Here is a 19,651-nt window from a genome sequence, read left to right as displayed (position 1 = left end):
GGACCCCCGGACATGGAACAGGGCCGCCCGGGGTGGTCTTCTCCCGAGCGGCCCCGCGATCGAACGGTGGTGCGGTCAATCCCCGACGGGGATCAGAAGGTGAGCTTCCAGCTGTTGATGTAGCCGGTGTCCGCGCCGGCCAGGTCGGCGACCCGGAGCTTCCAGACACCGTTGGCGACCTCGGAGGAGGCGTTCACGGTGAAGGACTGGACGATGTTGTCCGCGCTGCCGCCGGTGCGGTTGCGCAGGTTGTACAGGGTGCCGTCGGGGGCGACCAGGTCGACCTTCAGGTCACCGACGTAGGTGTGGACGATGTTCACGTCCACCTTGAGGGTGCTCGGGGCGTTGCCCGTGCGGTTCACCGTGATCGGGGAATCGACGGTCGAGTTGTCCGCGATCTGGTAGTCGGCCGTGTTCTCGAAGACGTTCGGCTGCGAGGTGCCGACCGTCCAGGTGAAGGAGGCCGTACCGGTCTTGCTCTGCGAGTCGGTCACCGTGACGGTCACGTTGGACGTGGCGGCGGTGGTGGCCGTGCCCGAGATCAGGCCGGTGGAGGAGTTGATCGACAGACCGGCCGGCAGGCCGGTCGCCGCGTAGCTCAGCGCGCCCGGGTTGGTGCTGGTGGCCTGGACCTGCAGGCTGACAGCGCCACCCACCTGGGTGTTCTGGTTGGCGATCGGAGTGACCGTGACACCGGTCGTGATGCGGGCGCCGACCGCGATGCCCGCCCAGGCGTTGGCCACGTTGTTGTACGTGGTCGAGCCCTGGCCGTACAGGTCGGCGGCGGCCTGCAGGGTGGCCGTGCGCGCGGCGGCGTAGTTGGTGTTCGACTTGAAGTAGCCGACCGTCAGCGCGCGGAACCAGATCTTCGAGGCGGCGTCCCGGCCGATCGCCGTGACGGGCAGGTTGTCGGCGGTGGGCGAGTTGTAGCTCACCCCGTTGACGACCTTGGCGCCCGAGCCCTCGGAGGCCAGGTAGTACCAGTGGTTGGCCGGACCCGAGGAGTAGTGGACGTCGATGCCGCCCAGACCCGAGTACCAGGAGTCCTTGGACGAGCCGTCCTTGCTCGGCTTGTCCATGTAGCGCAGCGGGGAGCCGTCGCCGTTGATGTCGATCTTCTCGCCGACCAGGTAGTCACCGACGTCCTGGGGGTTGTTGGCGTAGAACTCGACCGCGGCCGCCATGATGTCGGAGGTGGCCTCGTTCAGACCGCCGGGCTCACCGCTGTAGGTCATGTTGCCGGTGACCGAGGTGAGACCGTGGGTCATCTCGTGCGCCGCGACGTCCGTCGAGGTGAGCGGCTTGGTGTTGCCCTCGCCGTCGCCGTACGTCATGCAGAAGCAGCTGTCGTCCCAGAACGCGTTGACGTACGCGTTGCCGTAGTGGACCCGGCTGTACGGGGCCACGCCGTCGTTGCGCAGGCCGTTGCGGCCGTGGACGTTCTTGTAGTAGTCCCACGTCGCGGCGGCGCCGTAGTGGGCGTCCGCGGCGGCGGTCTCGGCGTTGGACGCCTGGCCGTTGCCCCAGATGTCGTCCGGGCCGGAGAACAGGGTGCCGGTGCCGGACGAGCCCTTGTTCAGGTTGTACGTCTTGTGGTTGCCGCGGCCGGTGTCGGTCAGCGTGTAGTTGCTGCCCGACTGCGCGGAGCCCAGCGTCACCTGACCGCTGTACATCGTGTTGCCGGTGCCGGTCTCGATGGCCTGCCACTCGGTGATCTTGGCGCCGGTCTTGGCGTTGGTGACCACGTGCAGCTCGCTCGGGGTGCCGTCGTGCTGGAGGCCGCCGACGACGGTCTCGAACGCGAGGACCGGGGCGCCTTCGGCGGCCCAGATCACCTTGCGGGCGTTCTTGGAGGCCTTCGCGTCCTTGGCACCCTGGGTCTTGGCCAGACCGAGGGCCTGCTGCTCCGCCGAGGCCGGGGTGACCGAGGCGCTGGTGTCCGCGACCTTGATCTCGTGGTTGGTGGCCTTGGTCACGCTCTTGGTGACACCGCTCTTGGCGTGGACCGTCAGGTCACCGCCGAGCACGGGCAGGCCGGCGTAGGTGCGTTCGTAGGTCGTGTGCGTGGTGCCGTCCGCATCCTGGACGACATCGCGGACGACGAGCTTCTCCTGACCGCCGAGCCCGAGCGCCTTCGCCGCCTGCACGGTGGTCGAGTTGGCGTCGGCGAGGAGCGTCGCACGCTCCGAAGCGCTGAGTGCGCGGTTGACCGAGCCCGGGTTGGGCTGGGCCGCCGTGCGGGCCTGGGACGCGGTGGCGTCGGCGGTGGCTGTTCCGGCCTGTATACCTACGGCGAGCAGGGCTGCCGCGGCTACGAGAGCGCCGGCCGCAGTGGCACGCCGCTGGGGGGTGGGACTCAACGCAGACTCCTTCTGCAAGGGGGGTTCCGGATGGCTGGGTGGGCCTCCGGGCAGATCAGGGCTGGTGCGATGAACGGTCGAAGAGTGCCACCTGTGGGCGCTGATGTCAGGGCCGCGTCAAAAGGTTGGCTGGAAACGGTTCGTTGTCCGAAGATACGTATCCGGTATCCGAACCATTCACCTTTGTGTGGGAAGGGGGAGTTCGGCATGTGGAACGGGATGTACCGGTTGCTAACGCTTGAGCAACGAGAGGCACCGTTAACGCAAACGGCATTTACCGTACGGGTGTTTGTCGTACTGTTTCCCGGTGCGACTGTTGCCCGTTGCCAGGGGAAGCCACGGGCGCTCGCCGCTGTCATATGACCACGTGCCAGGGGGGCCCATGAGGCATGTCCATTTTCCTGCGCAAAGAGTGGCCAGGACCGTCGCCGACACGGTCGGGGCGGCCACCGCGCCCGCTCGACGGCTCGGGGACAAGGCCGGTTGGTACCTGCCGGTCGCCGTGGCCGCCGACTTCCTCGGTGCCGCCGTGCCCGTGGGACTCGTCTTCGAGGCCGCGCAGCAGGTCCGGCCCGCGTACTGCGCCGTCGGCGCCGCTCTCGCGTGGACCGGGGTGCAGGCCGTGCGCCGGCGCTACGCGGCCCGGCAGCTCGGCGAATCGCGCGGAGTGCTGCCGGTCGTGCACGACTGGCTGATTCTCATCGGGGTACTGGCCGTCGCCCGCGTGGTGACCGGCGAGAGCACCCCCCGACTGGCCGCGCTCGGGGCACTGTTGCCCGCCCTGCTGATCACCGTCGCGGTCCACAAGCTCACCTACCGCCACCTCTCGGCCGCCCGTCGCGAGGCGCAGGCCGTCAGTCGGGTGCTGGTCGTCGGCGAACCCGAGGCCGCGGAGGGCGTCATCGCACACCTGGCCGCCCGGACCGACCACCCCTACGTGGTGGTTGGGGTCATCCCGGTGGGCGACGGCCCGCTCTCCAGCGGCGTGCCCGTCGCGGCCCGGCTCGAAGCGGGGATGCCGGACACCCCGTACGGGGACTCGGCCGCCGTGCTCGGCGCCGTCGCCGGACACCACGCCGACCTGGTCCTGGTCGCCCCCGGCGTGCGCATCGCCGGCGAGCGGCTGCGCCGGGTCGCCTGGGCCCTGCACGACGCCGGCCTGGAACTGGCCGTCTTCCCCGGACTGGTGGAGATCTCCGTCAAGCGACTGGAGACCCTGTCCGCGGGCGGGCTCGCCGTGCTGCGGATCGCGCCGCCCGTGCGGCGGGGCATACAGACCCTGTTGAAGTCGGTGCTGGACCGGGTGGGGGCCGCGATCGGGCTGCTGGTCCTGTCGCCGATGTTCCTCGCGGTCGTGCTGGCGATACGCCTCGGTTCCCCCGGTCCGGCCTTCTACAGCCAGCACCGCATCGGACGCGACGGCGAGCCCTTCGTCATGTGGAAGTTCCGCACGATGGTGATCGACGCCGACAAGCTCAAGGACGACCTGGCGGCATCCAACGAGAACGATGGTCTGATGTTCAAGATGCGCCGTGACCCCCGGGTGACCCGGGTGGGCCGGCTGCTGCGCCGGACGTCGATGGACGAACTGCCCCAGCTGGTGAACGTGCTGACCGGCAGCATGTCGCTGGTCGGTCCCCGGCCGCCGCTGCCGGAGGAGGTGGCGCGGTACGACGAGGTCGAGCTGCGCCGGCTCACCGTGCGGCCCGGCATGACCGGCCTGTGGCAGATCAGCGGGCGGTCGGACCTGTCCTGGGACGAAACGATTCAGCTTGATCTGCAGTACGTCGACAACTGGTCCTTCACCAGCGATGTCGACGTCATGGGCCGTACCCTCCGCGCCGTCGTCGACGGTCGCGGAGCGTACTGAGGGGCCGAGGCCCGTGCGATCAGCCCTGCCCCAACCACCAGGCGTACGTGGAGGCGATGCCGTCCCGCAGCGGGATGCCCGGCTTCCAGCCCAGCGAGGTCAGACGGGTCACGTCCAGCAGCTTGCGCGGCGTCCCGTCCGGCTTGGTGGTGTCCCAGGCGAGCCGGCCCTCGAAGCCGGTCACCTCGGCGACGGTCTCGGCCAGGGCCTTGATGGTCAGGTCCTCGCCGCAGCCGATGTTGACGGGCTCGTCCCCGTCGTAGCCGTTCAGCAGCACCGCGCAGGCCGCCGCGAGGTCGTCCACGTGCAGGAACTCGCGGCGGGGGGTGCCCGAGCCCCACAGGGTGACCTCGTCGCGCCCCTCGACCGCGGCCTCGTGGAAGCGCCGGATCAGGGCGGGCAGCACGTGCGAGGACTGCAGGTCGAAGTTGTCGCCCGGGCCGTAGAGGTTCGTCGGCATGGCCGAGATGTACGAGGCCCCGTACTGCTTGCGGTACGACTGGACCTGGACGATGCCGGCGATCTTCGCCAGGGCGTACGCCTCGTTGGTCGGCTCCAGCGGGCCGGTCAGCAGGGCGTCCTCGCTGATCGGCTGCGGGGCCAGCTTGGGGTAGATGCAGGAGGAGCCCAGGAACAGCAGGCGGTTCACCCCGGCGGCGTGCGAGCCGGCGATGACGCTGAGCTGGATCTTGAGGTTGTCCTCCAGGAACTGCACCGGGTAGGTGCTGTTGGCCATGATGCCGCCGACCTTGGCGGCGGCCAGCACGACCGCGTCCGGACGGACGTCCTTCAGGTACGCCTCGGTGGCGGCGGCGTCGCGCAGGTCGAGCTCCGCGCGACCGCGGGTGAGCACCTCGTGGCCGTCGGCGGTGAGGCGCCGGACGACCGCGGACCCCACGAGGCCGCGATGGCCGGCGACGAAGACGCGGGCGTGCGGGGGCAGGAGCGGCAGCGAACTTGTCATACCGCCGATGATGCCGGCCCCCGGACGTGGGCCGACGCCGAGGTGGCCGGCCCGCGACGGGTCGGGACGGCCGGAATCCGGAGGGCGTGGCTCCGGTTCGGCCGTGTACGGTACCCATCCAGCCCCCGCGCCCGCGCCCGCGCGGACGGAGCGCCCCCCGACCGGGACCCGCGCCCCCGCACGGCGCGCCGCCGCCACGGGCCGACAGGCCCGTCACGAACTCCGAGGCACGGCCTCGAAACGCCGGGGCGCCGTCCCGGCACGGTGGGGCACGCCCCGCACTTCACAACAGACCGCAACGATTCACAGGGGGACCCCACATGGGCAAGACCGCACTGATCACCGGAGTCACCGGACAGGACGGCTCGTACCTCGCCGAGCTCCTGCTCTCCAAGGGCTACACGGTGCACGGGCTCGTGCGGCGGTCCTCCAGCTTCAACACGGAGCGGATCGACCACATCTACCAGGACCCGCACACGGAGAACCGCTCCCTCGTCCTGCACCACGCCGACCTGTCGGACGGCGTCGCCCTGGTGAACCTGCTGCGCGACATACGCCCCGACGAGGTCTACAACCTGGGCGCGCAGTCGCATGTGCGGGTGTCCTTCGACGCCCCGCTGTACACCGGCGACGTGACCGGCCTCGGCGCCCTGCGCCTGCTGGAGGCGATCCGGGCGAGCGGGATCGACACCCGCATCTACCAGGCCTCGTCCTCCGAGATGTTCGGCGCCACCCCGCCGCCGCAGAACGAGACGACCCCGTTCCACCCGCGCAGCCCCTACGGCGCCGCGAAGGTCTTCGCGTACTGGACCACGGTGAACTACCGCGAGGCGTACGACATGTTCGCCGTCAACGGGATCCTCTTCAACCACGAGTCCCCGCGCCGCGGCGAGACCTTCGTGACCCGCAAGATCACCCGCGCGGTCGCCCGGATCAAGGCCGGCCTCCAGGACCACCTCTACCTGGGCAACCTCGACGCCGTCCGCGACTGGGGCTACGCCCCGGAGTACGTCGACGCCATGTGGCGGATGCTCCAGCAGGACGAGGCGACCGACTACGTGGTGGCCACCGGTGTGGCCGCGACCGTCCGCGAGTTCGTCGAGTCCTCCTTCACCCACGCCGGGCTCGACTGGAACGAGCACGTGCGCTACGACGCCAAGTACGAGCGCCCCAGCGAGGTCGACGCCCTCATCGGCGACGCCTCCAAGGCCAACGACCTGCTTGGCTGGAAGCCGTCGGTCCTGGTCGCGGAGCTGGCACGCATCATGGTCGACGCCGACATCCGCCACGTCGAGGACCAACTGGCGGGCGTGACGGTACGGATTGACCGCTGAGGGCTTATATTTCGCCTACGCTTTGCCGTGTCCCGGCCATGTTCCGCAGGTCTCTGCGGGTGTGGCCGGGGTAAACCTGCCGTATGTCCGTAGTGCACCCTCCATGCTGAACCCTGTTGATTCCAAGTTGGTATGCAATGGGTCAAGTGAGGTGACCGGGCCCTCACGCGAGCCCTAGTCTGCGCCTGTACATATGGCTGTTCGTATAGTTCCAGCCATCAAACCGGGCAATTGCCCTGGGGGGCTCATGCGTAGATCCAGAGGGCTGACTGCTGCCCTCGTCCTGTCACTGGCCGGTGTCGGCACCGGCATAGGCCTGGTGCTGATGCCCGAGGCGTCGGCCATCACGCAGCCGGTGGCATTCACGGCCGACGACCTGCCGACCTGGCAGCCGAACGGCATCGTCTTTGCCATGGCCCAGGCCAACGGCACCGTGTTCGCCGGCGGTACCTTCTCGGCGGTCCGTCCGCCGGACAACGCCGGCAGCGGCACCGAGCAGGAAGCCGTGAACTTCGTCGCGCTGGACGCGGCGACGGGCACCCCGACCTCCTGCAAGCTCGCCTTCACCACGGGCGACGGCAGTGCGACCGTCCGGTCGCTGGTCGTATCGAAGGACAAGAAGACGCTGTACGCGGCCGGATACTTCGGGGCCGTCAACGGCACCCCGGTCTCCAGCGTCGCGGCGATCGACATCGAGTCCTGCACCCCCAAGGCGTCGTTCCACCCGAGCTTCCCCGCCACCGTGCGCGCGCTCGCCGTCACCGACGACACCCTGTACGCCGCAGGCGACTTCGGCACCGTCGAGGGCCAGACCCGCGAGCGGTTCGCCGCGGTCGACGCCGCCTCCGGTGCGATCAAGCCCTTCGTCGCCAACGCCGACGAGCCCGGCCGCGCCGTCGCGCTCAGCAACGACGGCAAGAACGTCCTGCTGGGCGGCGACTTCTTCTCGGTCAACGGCTCCAACACCCACGCGCTGGCCGTCGTCAACGCCACCACGGGTGCCGTCGCCAAGACCTACAACAACATCCCGTCGAACTCGGTCGTCAAGCACATCTCGGCCGACGCGACCGGCTACTACACGGGCAACGAGGGTTCCGGCGGCGGCGTCTTCGACGGCCGCATCGGTCTCGGCACCAACTTCACCGAGAAGTGGCGCGACCGCTGCCTCGGCGCGACCCAGTTCGTCCTGCCGTACGACGGAGTCCTCTACAGCTCCTCGCACGCGCACGACTGCTCGCTGGAGGGCCAGTTCCCCGACGGCAAGCGCAACTTCCTGCTGGCGCAGCTCACCGACCACGAAGGCGCCGCCCCCGCGCCCGTGGACGGCTTCGTCCGCAGCCCGCGCAAGCTCGGCTGGCACCCCACCGCGAACGACGGCCTCGGCGAGGGCATCGGCCCGCGCGTGATGGCCATCGCGGAGAAGAACGACACCAAGTACATGTGGGTCGGCGGTGAGTTCACCCTGATCAACGGCCAGCCGCAGCAGGCGCTCACCCGCTTCTCCTCCAAGGGCGACGTCGGCGCGCCGACCACCCCGGTGGCCGGCGCGGGCAGCGTCAAGCCCGGTGAGGCCCAGGTCCGCTGGCGCACCAGCTACGACCAGGACGACAGCAAGCTGACGTACCGCATCTACCGCAACGGCTCGGGCACCGCGATCGCCACCGTGGCGGCGGAGTCCCTGGAGTGGGAGCGCCCGCAGGCCTCCTGGACCGACACCACGGTCAAGGCCGGGCAGTCCTACACCTACCGCGTGACCGCGACCGACGCCGCCGGCAACACCAGCGCGCTGTCGGCCACCACCTCGGTCACCATCCCGAGCTCGGTCCAGTCGTACCCGGACAAGGTCCGCTCGGACGGCGCCAACCTGTACTGGCGCTACGACGACGCGGTCAGCCCGTACGTCGCCGACTCCTCGGTCTCCGGCAACACCAGCGGCGTCCAGGTCAACGCCCCGGCACTGCGCCAGACGCCCGGCGCCGTCACCGGTACCAGCACGTCCATGGGCTTCAACGGCACCAGCCAGCAGGTGTACAGCGACCACCGCCAGAGCGTCGGGTCCAGCTACACCGTCGAGACCTGGTTCAAGACGAACAGCTCGCGCGGTGGCAAGCTGATCGGCTTCGGCAACAACACCACCAGCAACAGCGGCACGTACGACAAGCAGCTGTACATCACCAACACCGGTCGCCTGATCTTCGGCGTCTACAACGGCTCGAACCGGACCATCTCCACCGGTCTGTTCGACTCCTCGTACAACGACAACAAGTGGCACCACGTGGTCGGCACGCAGGGCCCCGGTGGCATGACGCTGTACGTGGACGGTCAGAACAAGGGCACGAACAACGCCTCGACCTCCACCGCGTACGAGGGCTTCTGGCACGTGGGCGGCGACAACCTCGCCGGCTGGCCGACCCGACCGACCAGCAACTTCTTCGCCGGTCAGATCGACGAGACGGCCGTCTACCCGACGGCGCTCACCCAGGCCCAGGTCAAGTCGCACTACGACCTGGCGAAGGCCCCCACCGACACGGTCTCCAAGGTCGTCACGACCGAGGACACCTACGTCAACCAGGGCGCGCCCAACGCCGCCAACGGCGCGGCCACCTCGCTCGCGGTCCGCGGTACCTCGGCCTACCAGACGTACCTGCGCTTCACCCTCCCGGCCGCCCCGGCCGGGCAGGTCCTGAAGACGGCCTCGCTCCAGGTCAAGACCACGACCCAGGCGGGCGCCGGCACGACCGACACCGTGTCCGTGGTCCCGGTCACCGGCTCCTGGACCGCCGCGGCCACCACGTTCAACACCAAGCCGGCGCTGGGCACCCCCGCCCTCGGCACCCTCGCGGGCGCCGCGGACGGCTCCGCCGTCCACGGGATCGACCTGGACACCGCGGCGGTCACCGCCCTGCTGGGCAGCAACACCAGCCTCGCGCTGACCAGCACGGGTACCGACCCGCTGTGGCTCTGGTCCTCGGAGTCGACGGCCGCGGACGCCGCTCCGCAGCTGATCCTCACCTTCGGCCCGAAGTAACCACCGCTTGACGGAGTACGGGGCCCGCCTCACCCGGCGGGCCCCGTATTCCTGTCTCACCACCGGCAAGTACGGGAGCCCCTGATGTACCGACGCCCCGCGGCGGCCGCTGTTCTGCTGGCCGCCGCCCTGACGCTGACCGCCTGCAGTTCGGGCGACGGCAAGGCCGACTCCGAGGCCGCGAAGCCGAAGCCGCCGGCCTCCTCGTCGGTCCCCGACCCGGCGGACGCCCCGCCGGCCTCGGCGACCCCGTCGACCGACACGAAGCCGACGGGCCCGGTCCTCCCCGACGCGAAGCTGACCCCGAAGACGGGCAACTTCACGGACAAGGAGAAGAAGTACCTGAGCGGCCGGGTGCCGGAGAAGATGGACCCGGCGGCCGTCCTCCAGACCGGCCAGGAGTCCTGCCAGCGCGTGGAGCGCACCGCCAAGCGCGACAAGGACGCCGCGACCGGGGCCGTCATCACCGGGGAGATCCCGGGGGCGAAGGACGCCATCACCCTGCTGTGCCCGGAGCAGAAGCCGATCCTCGCGGCCGCGGAGAAGGGCTTCCCCGAAGGCCCCCGGAAGTCGCCCGCCGCGGGCAACTACCGGGCGCTGACCCAGAGCACCACCTGCACCTGGGAGGCGAAGGGCAAGGACGGCGCCGTCCTCGCGTCGGGTCCGGCGTCCCCCCTCAAGGCGGGCGACAAGGTGACGGCCACCATCCCGGCCGGCGCCACGCAGTTCAACTCGACGGGCTGCTACGCCTGGATCCGCGCCTAGGCCCCCGTGCCGGAACGCCGCCGCCGCCCGAACTGCCGGGCGGCGGCGGCGTTTTCGCGTCCCGTTGCCGGGTACCCGCGTGTGACACGACCATGACTGTGGAGGCGGTAGGTATGCGCGGCATCGGCGGTTGCATCGCCCTGATCGTGGTGGGAGCCATCCTCACCTTCGCGAGCGACTGGAAGATGGAGAGCGTCAACCTCGATCTGGTCGGCCTCATCATGATGGCGGCCGGAGGCATCGGCCTCGCCGTCTACGCCAGCGTCCTCAAGCGCCGGCGCGCGGCCGGGGTCCTCCCGGTGGTCGAGGGCCGTCGCGACGGCATCTGACCCGTCCCCGGGACCCGGCCGCGCGGCCGGGCGACCCGGGGAAGTCCTAGCGGGCGCGTCCCGCGGCGGCCTCGTAGACCGGCAGGAGGGTGTCCAGGACCGCGTCCATCGAGAAGGACTCCGTCGCCAGCTTGCGGGCGGCGACCGAGGCGGCCGCGTTGGCGGCCGGGTCCAGCAGCGCGAGGATCGCCTCGGCGACCCCCGCCGGACCCGGGTCCACCGCCCGGCCGGCCCCCGCCGCGGCGATGTCGCGGGCCAGCCCGTTGGAGTGGGTCACCACCGGGGGGACACCGACCGACAGGGCCTCCAGGACCGACATCGGGAACGGCTCCTCCACCGACGGCAGCACGTACACGTGTGCCCGGCGCAGCTCCGTCAGCACCTCGGCGCTGGACAGCGCCCCGGGCACGGTGAACCGGTCGCCGAGCCCCAGGGCCGCGATCCGCGCGCGGACGGCGTCCCGTTCGCCCTCGTCCGGTCCCGCCACCACGAACTCCGCGTCCGGGTGGACGGCCAGCACCGCCGGGGCCGCGTCCACGAAGTCCACCGGACGCTTGCGGGCCTGCAGGCGCGCCGAGTACAGCACCCGCGGCGCCCCGCTCGGCGCGGGCCGCTCCTCCTGCGCCGGGGTGCCGTTGACGAGACGGACGGCCGAGGCGAGCGGGGGCGCCCCCACCACCGCGTCCAGGCCCTCCCGTTCGTGCGGGGTCAGGTACAGCACCGCGTCCGCGCCGCGCAGCACTCGGCGTACCGCCACCGCGTCCAGCACCTTCGCCAGCAGTTTCCCGCTCGGGTCCACCATGCCGTGGGTCTGGAGCACCAGTGGCTTGCGGGCCCGCAGCGCCGCCAGCGCCACCGGCAGCGTGACCAGGTCCCGGGCCAGGTGGACGTGGACGACGTCGGCGTCGCGGACCAGCCGGCCCGCAGAGGCCAGCAGGGCCGGCGAGGTCATCCCGCTGAAGCCGAGGGGGAGCAGTCGCCGAGCCGGGAACAGCTTCGCCGGGACGCCCTCCACCGAGGTCGGCCACGGGTCGGGGAATCCCTCGCCCAGGGCCAGCAGCCGGGCTTCGTGACCGCGTGCCCGCAGTCCCTTGGCGAGGTTCAGCGCGACCCGCACCGGGCCGCCGAAGGCGTGCGAGGGGGAGTGCAGCGTAACGGCGTGCAGGACTCTCACTTGGGCTCCTCCACCGGGCGGCGACGCCCGTCCTGGGTCTGCAGGGTCAACGGCGGCAGGTCCTTGTGGACCACGGCGCCCGCGCCCGCGACCGCGCACCGGCCGATCGTCACGCCGGCCAGCACCGTCGCGCGCACGGCCACCCACGCACCGTCCTCCACGACGATCGGGGCGTTGCGGTAGCGGAAGTCCGCGGCCCGGTGGTCGTGCGAGCCGGTGCAGAGCAGGGCCTCCTGCGAGACGCACACGTTCGCCCCGATGGTCACCGGTTCCAGGTTCAGCAGCCAGGCGCCCTCACCGATCCAGGTGTGGTCCCCGACGGTCAGTTTCCACGGCCACAGCACCCGCACCCGGTGGCGGATCAGCACGCCCTCGCCGATCTTCGCCCCGAAGGCCCGCAGCAGCGCGACGCGCAGCCGGGCCGGGCAGAACCAGGCCATGAACACCGTGTTCATCACGGCGAACCAGAGCGCCTGCGTCAGCAGTCCGCGCCCCTTCTCGTATCCGGCCAGCGTGAACGCAGGAAGATCCCGCAACTGTCGCCCCTCGTCGTCCGCCCCCGAGCACCGTCGGCGGGCGCCTCCCCGGCCGCGCCTCCCCGGGCGCCGCCCGCTCAGACTAGACTGCGCGCGGACCAGGTACACCGGGTGGGGGCAGCAGTGGCAACAGACGTACACAAGCCCGCCGTCACGCGCCCGATACCCGGCGTGCCCGACCCGGACGACGAGAAGAAGTGGGGTCGGGTCACCACCCCGCGCACCCTGCTCTCGCGCGCGTTGTCCATCCCGCTCATCCTCGGCTTCAGCGTCTTCCTGCCGCTCGTGGTCGCCGTCCAGTCCGGCGACGGCCAGCACGACGCCGCCTTCTGGCTCCAACTCCTGCTCACCATGTACGCGGGCGCCCGCCTGTCCGCGATGGTGCTGACCAGCCGCCGCAAGCTCCTCCAGGGCTCGTTCTGGCTGTTCGTCTACATGGCGATGGGGGTGGCCCCGCTCGCCCAGGCCGTCCTCGGCCGGGTACCCACGCCCGTGGTCGGGCCACGCTCCGACCTGACGCTCGCCATCGGCCTCGTCCTGCTGGGCTGCCTCGCGTTCGACGTCGGCGTCCTCCTCGCCCGACACCGGCCGACGGGCCTCGCCGGGGGTTCCCGCAAGGAGGAGAAGCCGGTCATGGCGCACAGGCGGCGCCTGCAACTGCTGACCGTCCTCGCCTTCCTGGGCAGCGCGGCCTTCATCATGAAGCTGGGCGGCCCCAGCGTCTTCTTCTCCAGCCGCCAGGAGATCATCGCCGGCATCGAGGAGGCGGGCGTCTCCAACGGCGACGGGCAGGCCGGCCAGGCCCTGCTGCGCGGTTTCGGCACCGTCCCGGCGCTGCTCGCCCTGCTGCTGTACACGCGCTGGCTGATCACCTCGAAGTTCGCCCGCCGCAAGGTGTCGATCATCGTCACCTGGGCGGGGCTGGCCGCGCTGAACCTCGTGGTCAACAACCCGATCTCGAACCCGCGCTACTGGTTCCTCACCGTCATGTTCGCGCTGCTGTTCACCGTCTTCCCGGTGAGCGCCGCGATGTACCGGGTGGCGCTGTCGATGGCCGTGGTGATCGCCCTGCTCGTCTTCCCGTTCGCGGACCGCTTCCGGTACGACGAGAAGAACTACAAGCCGGTCGAGACGACCTCGTTCCTGGAGCCGATGGCGCTCAAGGACTACGACCAGATCGGCATGTTCGCCAACACCATCACCTACGCGGACTCCGGCCCGGGCCACTCCTACGGGCGCCAGCTCGCCGGTTCCGTCTTCTTCGCCGTGCCCCGCTCGGTCTGGCCGAGCAAGGCACGCGACACCGGCGTGATGGTCGGCCAGTGGATGGGCACGATCAACACCAACCTCTCCTCCCCGATCTGGGCGGAGCTGTGGCTGGACTTCGGCACGCTGGGCATGGGCGCGGGCCTGTTGGTGATGGGCTACGCGGCCGCCCGCGTCGACCGGCGGTACGCGAAGCGCGCCACCCGCCGGTCCCCACCCGGCAGCCTGATCTCGGTGGTCGTCCCGCTGGTCGCGGGCTACTCCTTCATCCTGCTGCGCGGACCGCTGCTCCAGGCCTCGGGCCGCGTCGCGATCGCGGCCCTGTGCCTGGCCCTCGTGGCGACGTACCGCACGGACAAGGACAGCACCCTGCGCTGATCCGCCGACGGGGCCGTCCCACGCGCCCCGTCCGGGGTCAGGCGGCGCCGCGGCTCTCGGTCACCGGGTCGGGCATCGGACCCGCGGTCACCGGCGGCACGGGCAGCCGTACGACGCGCACCCAGCCGGCGGCGGCCTTGGCGGCCGAGCCGACGGCCAGCCCCCACGCGGCGCCGGCGACGCCCCACGCCGCGTACCCGCCCAGCAGCAGCCCCACCGACAGCAGCGAGAACACCACCTGGAGCGAGAGCGTCGCCTTCGGGTTGAGCACCCGAAGGGTCAGCAGGGCGCAGGTGCCCAGCCCCATCACCGCGTACTGGGCGCCCGTCGCCGGCAGCAGCGCGGCGGCCGCCGTCCAGGTGTCGCCCAGCAGTTGGCGGCCCACGGAATCGGGCAGCGCGTACAGCACCGCACCCCAACCGGCGCCGAGGACGGCCAGCGCGCCGCCCATCAGCAGCGTCAGCCGGACCACGCCCCGCTTGCCGCAGGCCCGGCCCACCACGGGCGGCCCGAAGGCGTTCGCGGAGTTGAACAGCACGTTGAGCGGCCCGAACAGGGTCGTCGCGCCGCGCAGCGCCCCCACGGCCAGGGGCGTCGCGAAGACGCCGAGGCCCAGGACGGCGAGCTGACTGGACCCGTTGCCCACCGCGAACTCGACGACGAACCGCTGCCCCAGGTGCCCGCGGCGCAGGTACGGACGCAGCTCCGTCGCGGCGCCCCGCACGGCCGGCCTCAGCAGGAGCAGCCCCAGGGCCAGGGCGGGCAGCGCGGAGAGCCCCCACACCAGCACGAGCCGTCCCGCCGACGCCCCTTCGGGCTGGAGCAGCAGGGCGGGCACCACGCACACCAGACGCAACGCGTCGGCGGCCAGGGCCCGCTCGGGCGTGCGCAGCGCGGAGAAGCAGTACCGCAGTCCGTCCTGGACGAGCACCGGCGGCAGGACCAGACCCAGCGCGAGGACCGCCCACCCGGTGGCCCCGGGCAGCAGCAGGCCCACGAGAACGAGCACGACGCCGACGACGCCTGCGGCCGCCGCGGTGAAGGCGACGGCCGAGCGGCACACGCTCGTGAGCCGCTCGCCCTTCTCCAGCACCACGGTCTGTCCGACGTAGGCCATGTTCAGCCCGAGGAGCACGGTGAACGTCACGTACACCATCGAGAAGTCGGCGAACCCGGCTGCCGAGGACAGCCGGGCGGCCAACACCAGCACCAGGATGTTGGTGGCGCTGGAGGCCGCCTGGTCCAGGACCGAGGCGACCGCTGCGAGTCCCCGCCGACTCACCGCCGGCCCATGCGGACCGTGCGCAGCGCCACGGTGTCGGTGCCGTCACCGGGGATGTGCTGCTCCGGCTCGGCCACCTCGTAGGGGATCGGCTGCGGCGCGGACGGGCCGGCCGGACGGGCCGGCGCGTCCTGCGGGGCGCCCTCCCCCTTGCCCTTGCCGCGTCCGCGCTTCTCGGTGGGCAGCGGGGTGTGCAGCACGGCGCCGAGCACCGTGCCGCCCGCGCCGCTGATCAGTTCGCGGATGCGGGAGAGGTCGGTGCGCCGCACGGCGCGCGGGTCACAGACGACCAGCACCCCGTCGACGCGGTCGACGAGCGCGAGGGCGTCGGCGTACGAGAGCACGGGCGGCGCGAGCACCACGACCGTGGAGTTGGGGGAGTCGGCCTCGGAGATCAACCGGGTCGAGCGCGGGGACGTCAGGGCGCGGGCGACGTTGCGGACCCGCTCGCCCGGGATCAGGTCGAAGGCACCGGACTCGCCGGCGTCCACGACGAGCTGACGTCCGTCCGGCCAGTCGGAGTCGCCGCTCTGCCCGGCGGCGGGACCGCCCGGCATCTGGCTCCAGCGCGGCCGGCCGCCCGCGTCGGTCGGCAGCTGGCTCGCCAGCACCGGGGTGCGCAGGTCCGCCTCGATGAGCAGGACGTCCTTGCCGGTCTCGGCGAAGGAGGCGGCCAGGTTCACGGCCACCGCCGCGGCGGTCTCGCTGGAGCCGCGCGGGGCGACGACCAGCAGGCGGCGCCGGTCGGCGAACCGGGCGTCGTACGCGAGGCGGAACGCCACCGAGCGGAACTCCTCGGCGAGCCGCGGATCCTCCTCGCCGGCCGCGAGCAGCGGCCCGCCGCCGGTCTTGTCCCGCGGCAGGGATCCCAGTACGGGGGCGCGCAGGGCCCGGGCGACGTCGCCCTCGGAGCGCGGCGCCGGGTCGAAGACGAGCCGGACCCAGGCGGCGAGCAGGCCGAGCGCGAGGCCCACGGCCGCGCCGATCGCCAGCGACATCGGGATGCCGGGGCCGTCGGGCTCGGACGGCGGGGTCGCGGGGCTGGTGACGCGCCCCGGGGTCATGTCGAGGGCTTCGAGCTTGGTGATGCTGTTGTTGTAGCGGCCGACCTCGCTCTGGAGGTCGGTCTTGCTGGAGGTGGCCGCGTCCCGGGTGGCGCCCGAAGGCATCCGGGAGATGTCCTTGGCCAGCTCGTCCAGTTGCTTGGCCACCGGGTCGCGCTGGTCCTGGTAGCCCTTGACCATCTTGTCGCGGGTGACGTCGAGGGCCTCCTGCCGCTTGAGCAGGTAGGCGCCGGTCATCGCGTTGGCGCGCTTGGCGGCCTCGGCGGGGGAGGACGAGGTGTAGGTGAAGCGCAGGACCATCGTCTGGGGCGGGTTGGTGACCTGGAGGCCCGAGCGCAGACCGGCGAGGCCGGACGCGGAGACGCCGAGCTTCTTCGCCGCCTCGTTGGCGATGGAACTGGAGAGCGCGACCTGACGCTCGGAGCCGATGTTGATCGCCTTGTCGGGCGCGAGGCTCGGGTTGAACGGGTCGTCGGTGGGCGCGCGCAGCACGACGTCGGCGGTGGCGACGTACGTGTCGGCCGTGGATATGCCGAGGTAGACGCCACCCAGCAGGCCGACGCCGACGCCCGCCAGGAGGAGTCGGCGGTAGCGCAGGAGCTGCTTGAACTGGTCCCGGAGGAGGTCGGGTTCGTCCTCTGCCGGGGCCGCTGCCGGGCGGTTCGTCTCGATCACGGCCGGGGACCCCCAAGTGCTTCGTCTATCAGTGCGTCGATGCGGGCGAGGCCCGCTTCCCTGCTCAGGTGGGCCGCCACGTGGGCGGGCCCGGCGGCCCCCAGCGCGTTCGCGCCTTCGGGATCCTCGGCCAGGGCCCGTACGGCCTTCAACAGGGCGTCGGGGTCCTCCGGCGGTACGAGTACCCCTGCGCCCGAACGTTCCACTTCCTGGGCCGTTCCGCCCTGCGCCGCGACGGACGCGAGGACGGGGCGCCCCGCCTGGAAGTACGAGGTGAGCTTGGACGGCACGCTCATGTCCAGCACGGCCGCGTGCTGCGTGACCGCGAGCACGTCCGCCGCCGCGAGGATATCCGGGAACTCACCGTCAGCGGCAGGGGGGATGATGTCCAGATTCGGCACATCGGCGGCGAGGTCGGCGAGAGTGGAGCGCTGGCTTCCGTCACCCATGAGGACAAAGCGGACGTTCGGATCCAGTCGCGCGGCACCGACGAGTACCTCCAGACCCTGTTTGAGGCCCATGTTCCCGGAGTGCAGGACCACCGTCTGACCAGGGGCCCAGCCGAGGTGCCGGCGGGTCTCGCCGCGCGGCTTCGTGGGGACCGCCACGTGGGACCAGTTGGGCACCAGGCGGATCCTCTTCGGATCCACGCCCATGCCGACGACCCGGTCCACGAACGTCTCGTGGATCACACCGACCAGGGTGGCGCGCTTGAGGGCGTACGCCTCGGCGCGCCCGGCGATCGCGGCCGCCTTGTCCCCGCCGCTGATCCCGCTCTGCTCGGCCGCGGCGCCCATCAGGTCCTGGACCACCGGGACGTAGGGGACCTTCCACTTGGCCGCGAGTCGCGCCGCGAGCACCCCGCCGGCCAGGCTGGGCATCTGGGCCATGACCGCGTCCGGCTTCGGCATCCGCGGCGGGGCCGCGGCCCCGTGCAGCAGAATCGATCCTTCGAAAAGGGCCCGCTTGACGGCGGTCTGCTGCTGAGGAACCGTGTGCGCGCGCCGGTGCACGGTGACTCCCCCGCGCTGCTCCGTGCGCCGTAGCGCCCCCTTGTACTCCGGCTCGAGAGACCAGGCCGGATAGTGCGGCATGCCCGCCAGTACATGGGTTTCGTGGCCGAGATCCGCCCAGTGCTCGGCGATCTGCGTGGCGTACGGCCCGATCCCCGCGTGCTCAGGAGCGTAATTGGTGGAAACCAGCAGCAGGCGCCGGTGACCGGATCTGGACACTGAAGGTCCCCTTCTCCCCTGGATGATGCGCACGTCACCCTATTCGTTCACCGACGTGATGCGGTACGTGCACGCTATTGTCTGCTAATCCGCCACACCGGGGGGTGTGGCTCTTGGGGGGTAACCAATGACGGAGCAGGACATGTCAGACCTTGGTGCGCCCGCGCGCAGGCCGTATCGAGTGGGCTATGCGCCGGGTGCGTACGATCTGTTCCATATCGGACACCTCAATATCCTTCGCCACGCCCGGAGTCAGTGCGACTACCTGGTGGCCGGCGTCGTGTCGGACGAGATGGCCGAACTCGCCAAGGGCCGCCGCCCGATGATCCCGCTGGTGGAGCGCCTGGAGATCGTCCGCAGCGTCAAGTACGTCGACGCCGCCTTCGTCGAGACGGTCCCGGACAAGGTGGAGACCTGGAAGCAGGTCCGCTTCGACGTCATCTTCAAGGGCGATGACTGGCGCGGCACCCCCAAGGGCGAGCGGCTGGAGAAGGACTTCGCCGAGCACGGCGTCGACGTCGTCTACTTCCCCTACACGGTCCACACCTCCAGCACCCAGCTCCGCCGGGCCCTCGACGCCCTCTCGCAGCCGGCCGTCCCGTCCCAGGTCGCCCACCTCGCCGGCGAGGGCCTCACCGCGGAACGGCGCTGAGCTCCCGATACCACTTGGCCAGGAACGCCACCAGGAACAGCACGGCGACCGCGCCCAGTCCCGCGTACGCCCAGCGGAACAGCTCCCCGCCGCCGAGCAGCAGGAACACCAGACAGAACACCCCGTAGTCCACGGGCAGCAACGCCACCGCGCGCACGGTCGACGGCGCGGCGGCGGCGCTCCCCGGCGCCGGCCTGGGCTTGAGCTTCTCCGTCAGCAGCCCGCCGAAGAAGGTGACGATCGCGGCGAACTGGAAGCCGAGCGGCACCAGGAGCCAGCCGTCCGCGCCCGTCCCGTACGCGTCGGGGAAGCGGTAGAACGCGATCAGCACGCAGGTGTGCAGGGCCGTCAGCTTGGCGCAGTCCACGACGTGGTCCAGCCATTCGCCCGAGGCGCTGCCGCCCCCGCGCAGCCGGGCGAGCTGGCCGTCGGCGGAGTCGAAGGCGAAGCCGACCGCGAGCGCCGCCCACACGACGATCCCGAGCCCCCACGAGGGCGCGGCCAGCGCGACGGCCGCGACCGCGGCGAAGCTGAAGGCGGCGCTGATCAGCGTGACCTGGTTCGGGGTGAGCCCGAGGGCGTACGACCCGGCGGCCAGGTACCGCCCGGCGGGACGGTTGACGTACCGGGAGTAGAGCGACACGCCCTTCGCCGACTTCTGCGCCCCGCGCAGCTCCCGCAACGCGGTCCCGAATCTCGCCATCCGGCCAAGCCCCTTTGAACGTGTGTACGTATGAAGGGC

15 protein-coding genes are annotated in these 19,651 nt (G+C 71.3%); 7 read left to right on the top strand and 8 right to left on the bottom strand.

Going from position 1 to position 19,651, the window contains the following annotated elements:
* Positions 1-92 precede the first annotated feature (92 nt).
* Complete coding sequence (locus OG906_RS11690) at positions 93-2,360, bottom strand: M4 family metallopeptidase (protein WP_329442320.1); 2,268 nt, start codon at positions 2,358-2,360, stop codon at positions 93-95.
* Positions 2,361-2,742: 382 nt separating this feature from the next.
* Here OG906_RS11690 and OG906_RS11685 point away from each other — a divergent pair, with 382 nt between their 5' ends.
* Complete coding sequence (locus tag OG906_RS11685; RefSeq protein WP_329442318.1) at positions 2,743-4,230, top strand: sugar transferase; 1,488 nt, start codon at positions 2,743-2,745, stop codon at positions 4,228-4,230.
* Between the two features lie 19 nt (positions 4,231-4,249).
* Here the strand turns inward: OG906_RS11685 and OG906_RS11680 are convergent, their stop codons facing one another.
* Positions 4,250-5,194 (bottom strand): GDP-L-fucose synthase family protein, encoded by a 945-nt coding sequence (locus OG906_RS11680; RefSeq protein WP_329442316.1) that lies wholly within the window; start codon positions 5,192-5,194, stop codon positions 4,250-4,252.
* A 320-nt stretch (positions 5,195-5,514) separates the two neighbouring features.
* On the opposite strand from OG906_RS11680, the gene gmd reads away from it, so the two are divergent.
* The 4 genes from gmd (at position 5,515) to OG906_RS11660 (ending at position 10,650) form a co-directional block, all read left to right on the top strand.
* A complete protein-coding gene (gmd, locus tag OG906_RS11675; protein WP_329442314.1) occupies positions 5,515-6,528 on the top strand; it encodes a GDP-mannose 4,6-dehydratase in 1,014 nt (337 codons plus the stop codon).
* A gap of 247 nt (positions 6,529-6,775) precedes the next feature.
* Positions 6,776-9,556 carry a LamG-like jellyroll fold domain-containing protein gene (locus tag OG906_RS11670; protein WP_329442312.1) on the top strand — a complete coding sequence of 927 codons (2,781 nt, stop codon included), beginning with the start codon at positions 6,776-6,778 and terminating at the stop codon, positions 9,554-9,556.
* A gap of 84 nt (positions 9,557-9,640) precedes the next feature.
* Positions 9,641-10,321 (top strand): hypothetical protein, encoded by a 681-nt coding sequence (locus OG906_RS11665; protein WP_329442310.1) that lies wholly within the window; start codon positions 9,641-9,643, stop codon positions 10,319-10,321.
* Positions 10,322-10,434: 113 nt separating this feature from the next.
* Entirely contained in the window at positions 10,435-10,650 is a 216-nt protein-coding gene (locus tag OG906_RS11660) for a hypothetical protein (RefSeq protein WP_053677538.1), read from the top strand.
* Positions 10,651-10,696: 46 nt separating this feature from the next.
* Here OG906_RS11660 and OG906_RS11655 read toward each other — a convergent pair whose 3' ends face one another.
* The gene (locus OG906_RS11655) at positions 10,697-11,824 is read right to left on the bottom strand and encodes a glycosyltransferase (RefSeq protein ID WP_329442308.1); all 1,128 of its coding nucleotides are present in this window, start codon (positions 11,822-11,824) and stop codon (positions 10,697-10,699) included.
* Positions 11,821-12,360 carry a WcaF family extracellular polysaccharide biosynthesis acetyltransferase gene (locus OG906_RS11650; RefSeq protein WP_329442306.1) on the bottom strand — a complete coding sequence of 180 codons (540 nt, stop codon included), beginning with the start codon at positions 12,358-12,360 and terminating at the stop codon, positions 11,821-11,823. Before OG906_RS11650 ends, OG906_RS11655 begins: the two co-directional genes overlap by 4 nt.
* Positions 12,361-12,483: 123 nt before the next feature.
* Between OG906_RS11650 and OG906_RS11645 the strand changes: the two genes are divergently transcribed.
* Entirely contained in the window at positions 12,484-14,004 is a 1,521-nt protein-coding gene (locus tag OG906_RS11645; RefSeq protein ID WP_392898751.1) for a hypothetical protein, read from the top strand.
* A 37-nt stretch (positions 14,005-14,041) separates the two neighbouring features.
* Here OG906_RS11645 and OG906_RS11640 read toward each other — a convergent pair whose 3' ends face one another.
* From OG906_RS11640 to OG906_RS11630, 3 genes are read right to left on the bottom strand one after another with little or no spacing between them, the layout of a single operon-like run.
* Positions 14,042-15,286: a hypothetical protein gene (locus OG906_RS11640; RefSeq protein WP_329442304.1), complete on the bottom strand. Its 1,245-nt coding sequence runs from the start codon at positions 15,284-15,286 to the stop codon at positions 14,042-14,044.
* Positions 15,283-17,025 carry a lipopolysaccharide biosynthesis protein gene (locus tag OG906_RS11635; protein WP_329442303.1) on the bottom strand — a complete coding sequence of 581 codons (1,743 nt, stop codon included), beginning with the start codon at positions 17,023-17,025 and terminating at the stop codon, positions 15,283-15,285. Before OG906_RS11635 ends, OG906_RS11640 begins: the two co-directional genes overlap by 4 nt.
* A complete protein-coding gene (locus OG906_RS11630) occupies positions 17,022-18,227 on the bottom strand; it encodes a glycosyltransferase family 4 protein (RefSeq protein WP_329448002.1) in 1,206 nt (401 codons plus the stop codon). The genes OG906_RS11635 and OG906_RS11630 overlap by 4 nt, the downstream gene beginning before the upstream one ends.
* 172 nt (positions 18,228-18,399) lie before the next feature.
* On the opposite strand from OG906_RS11630, the gene OG906_RS11625 reads away from it, so the two are divergent.
* Positions 18,400-18,909, top strand: coding sequence for an adenylyltransferase/cytidyltransferase family protein (locus tag OG906_RS11625; protein WP_329442301.1), 510 nt, complete (start codon positions 18,400-18,402; stop codon positions 18,907-18,909).
* Here the strand turns inward: OG906_RS11625 and OG906_RS11620 are convergent.
* Positions 18,890-19,612 carry a CDP-alcohol phosphatidyltransferase family protein gene (locus tag OG906_RS11620; protein WP_329442298.1) on the bottom strand — a complete coding sequence of 241 codons (723 nt, stop codon included), beginning with the start codon at positions 19,610-19,612 and terminating at the stop codon, positions 18,890-18,892. The two genes, OG906_RS11625 and OG906_RS11620, sit on opposite strands and share 20 nt — an antisense overlap.
* Positions 19,613-19,651 lie beyond the last annotated feature (39 nt).

It is taken from the genome of Streptomyces sp. NBC_01426 (assembly GCF_036231985.1).
In the GTDB taxonomy this organism is placed as follows: domain Bacteria; phylum Actinomycetota; class Actinomycetes; order Streptomycetales; family Streptomycetaceae; genus Streptomyces.
Note: the sequence above shows the minus strand (reverse complement) of the source record. Positions and strands in the feature narration are given on the sequence as shown.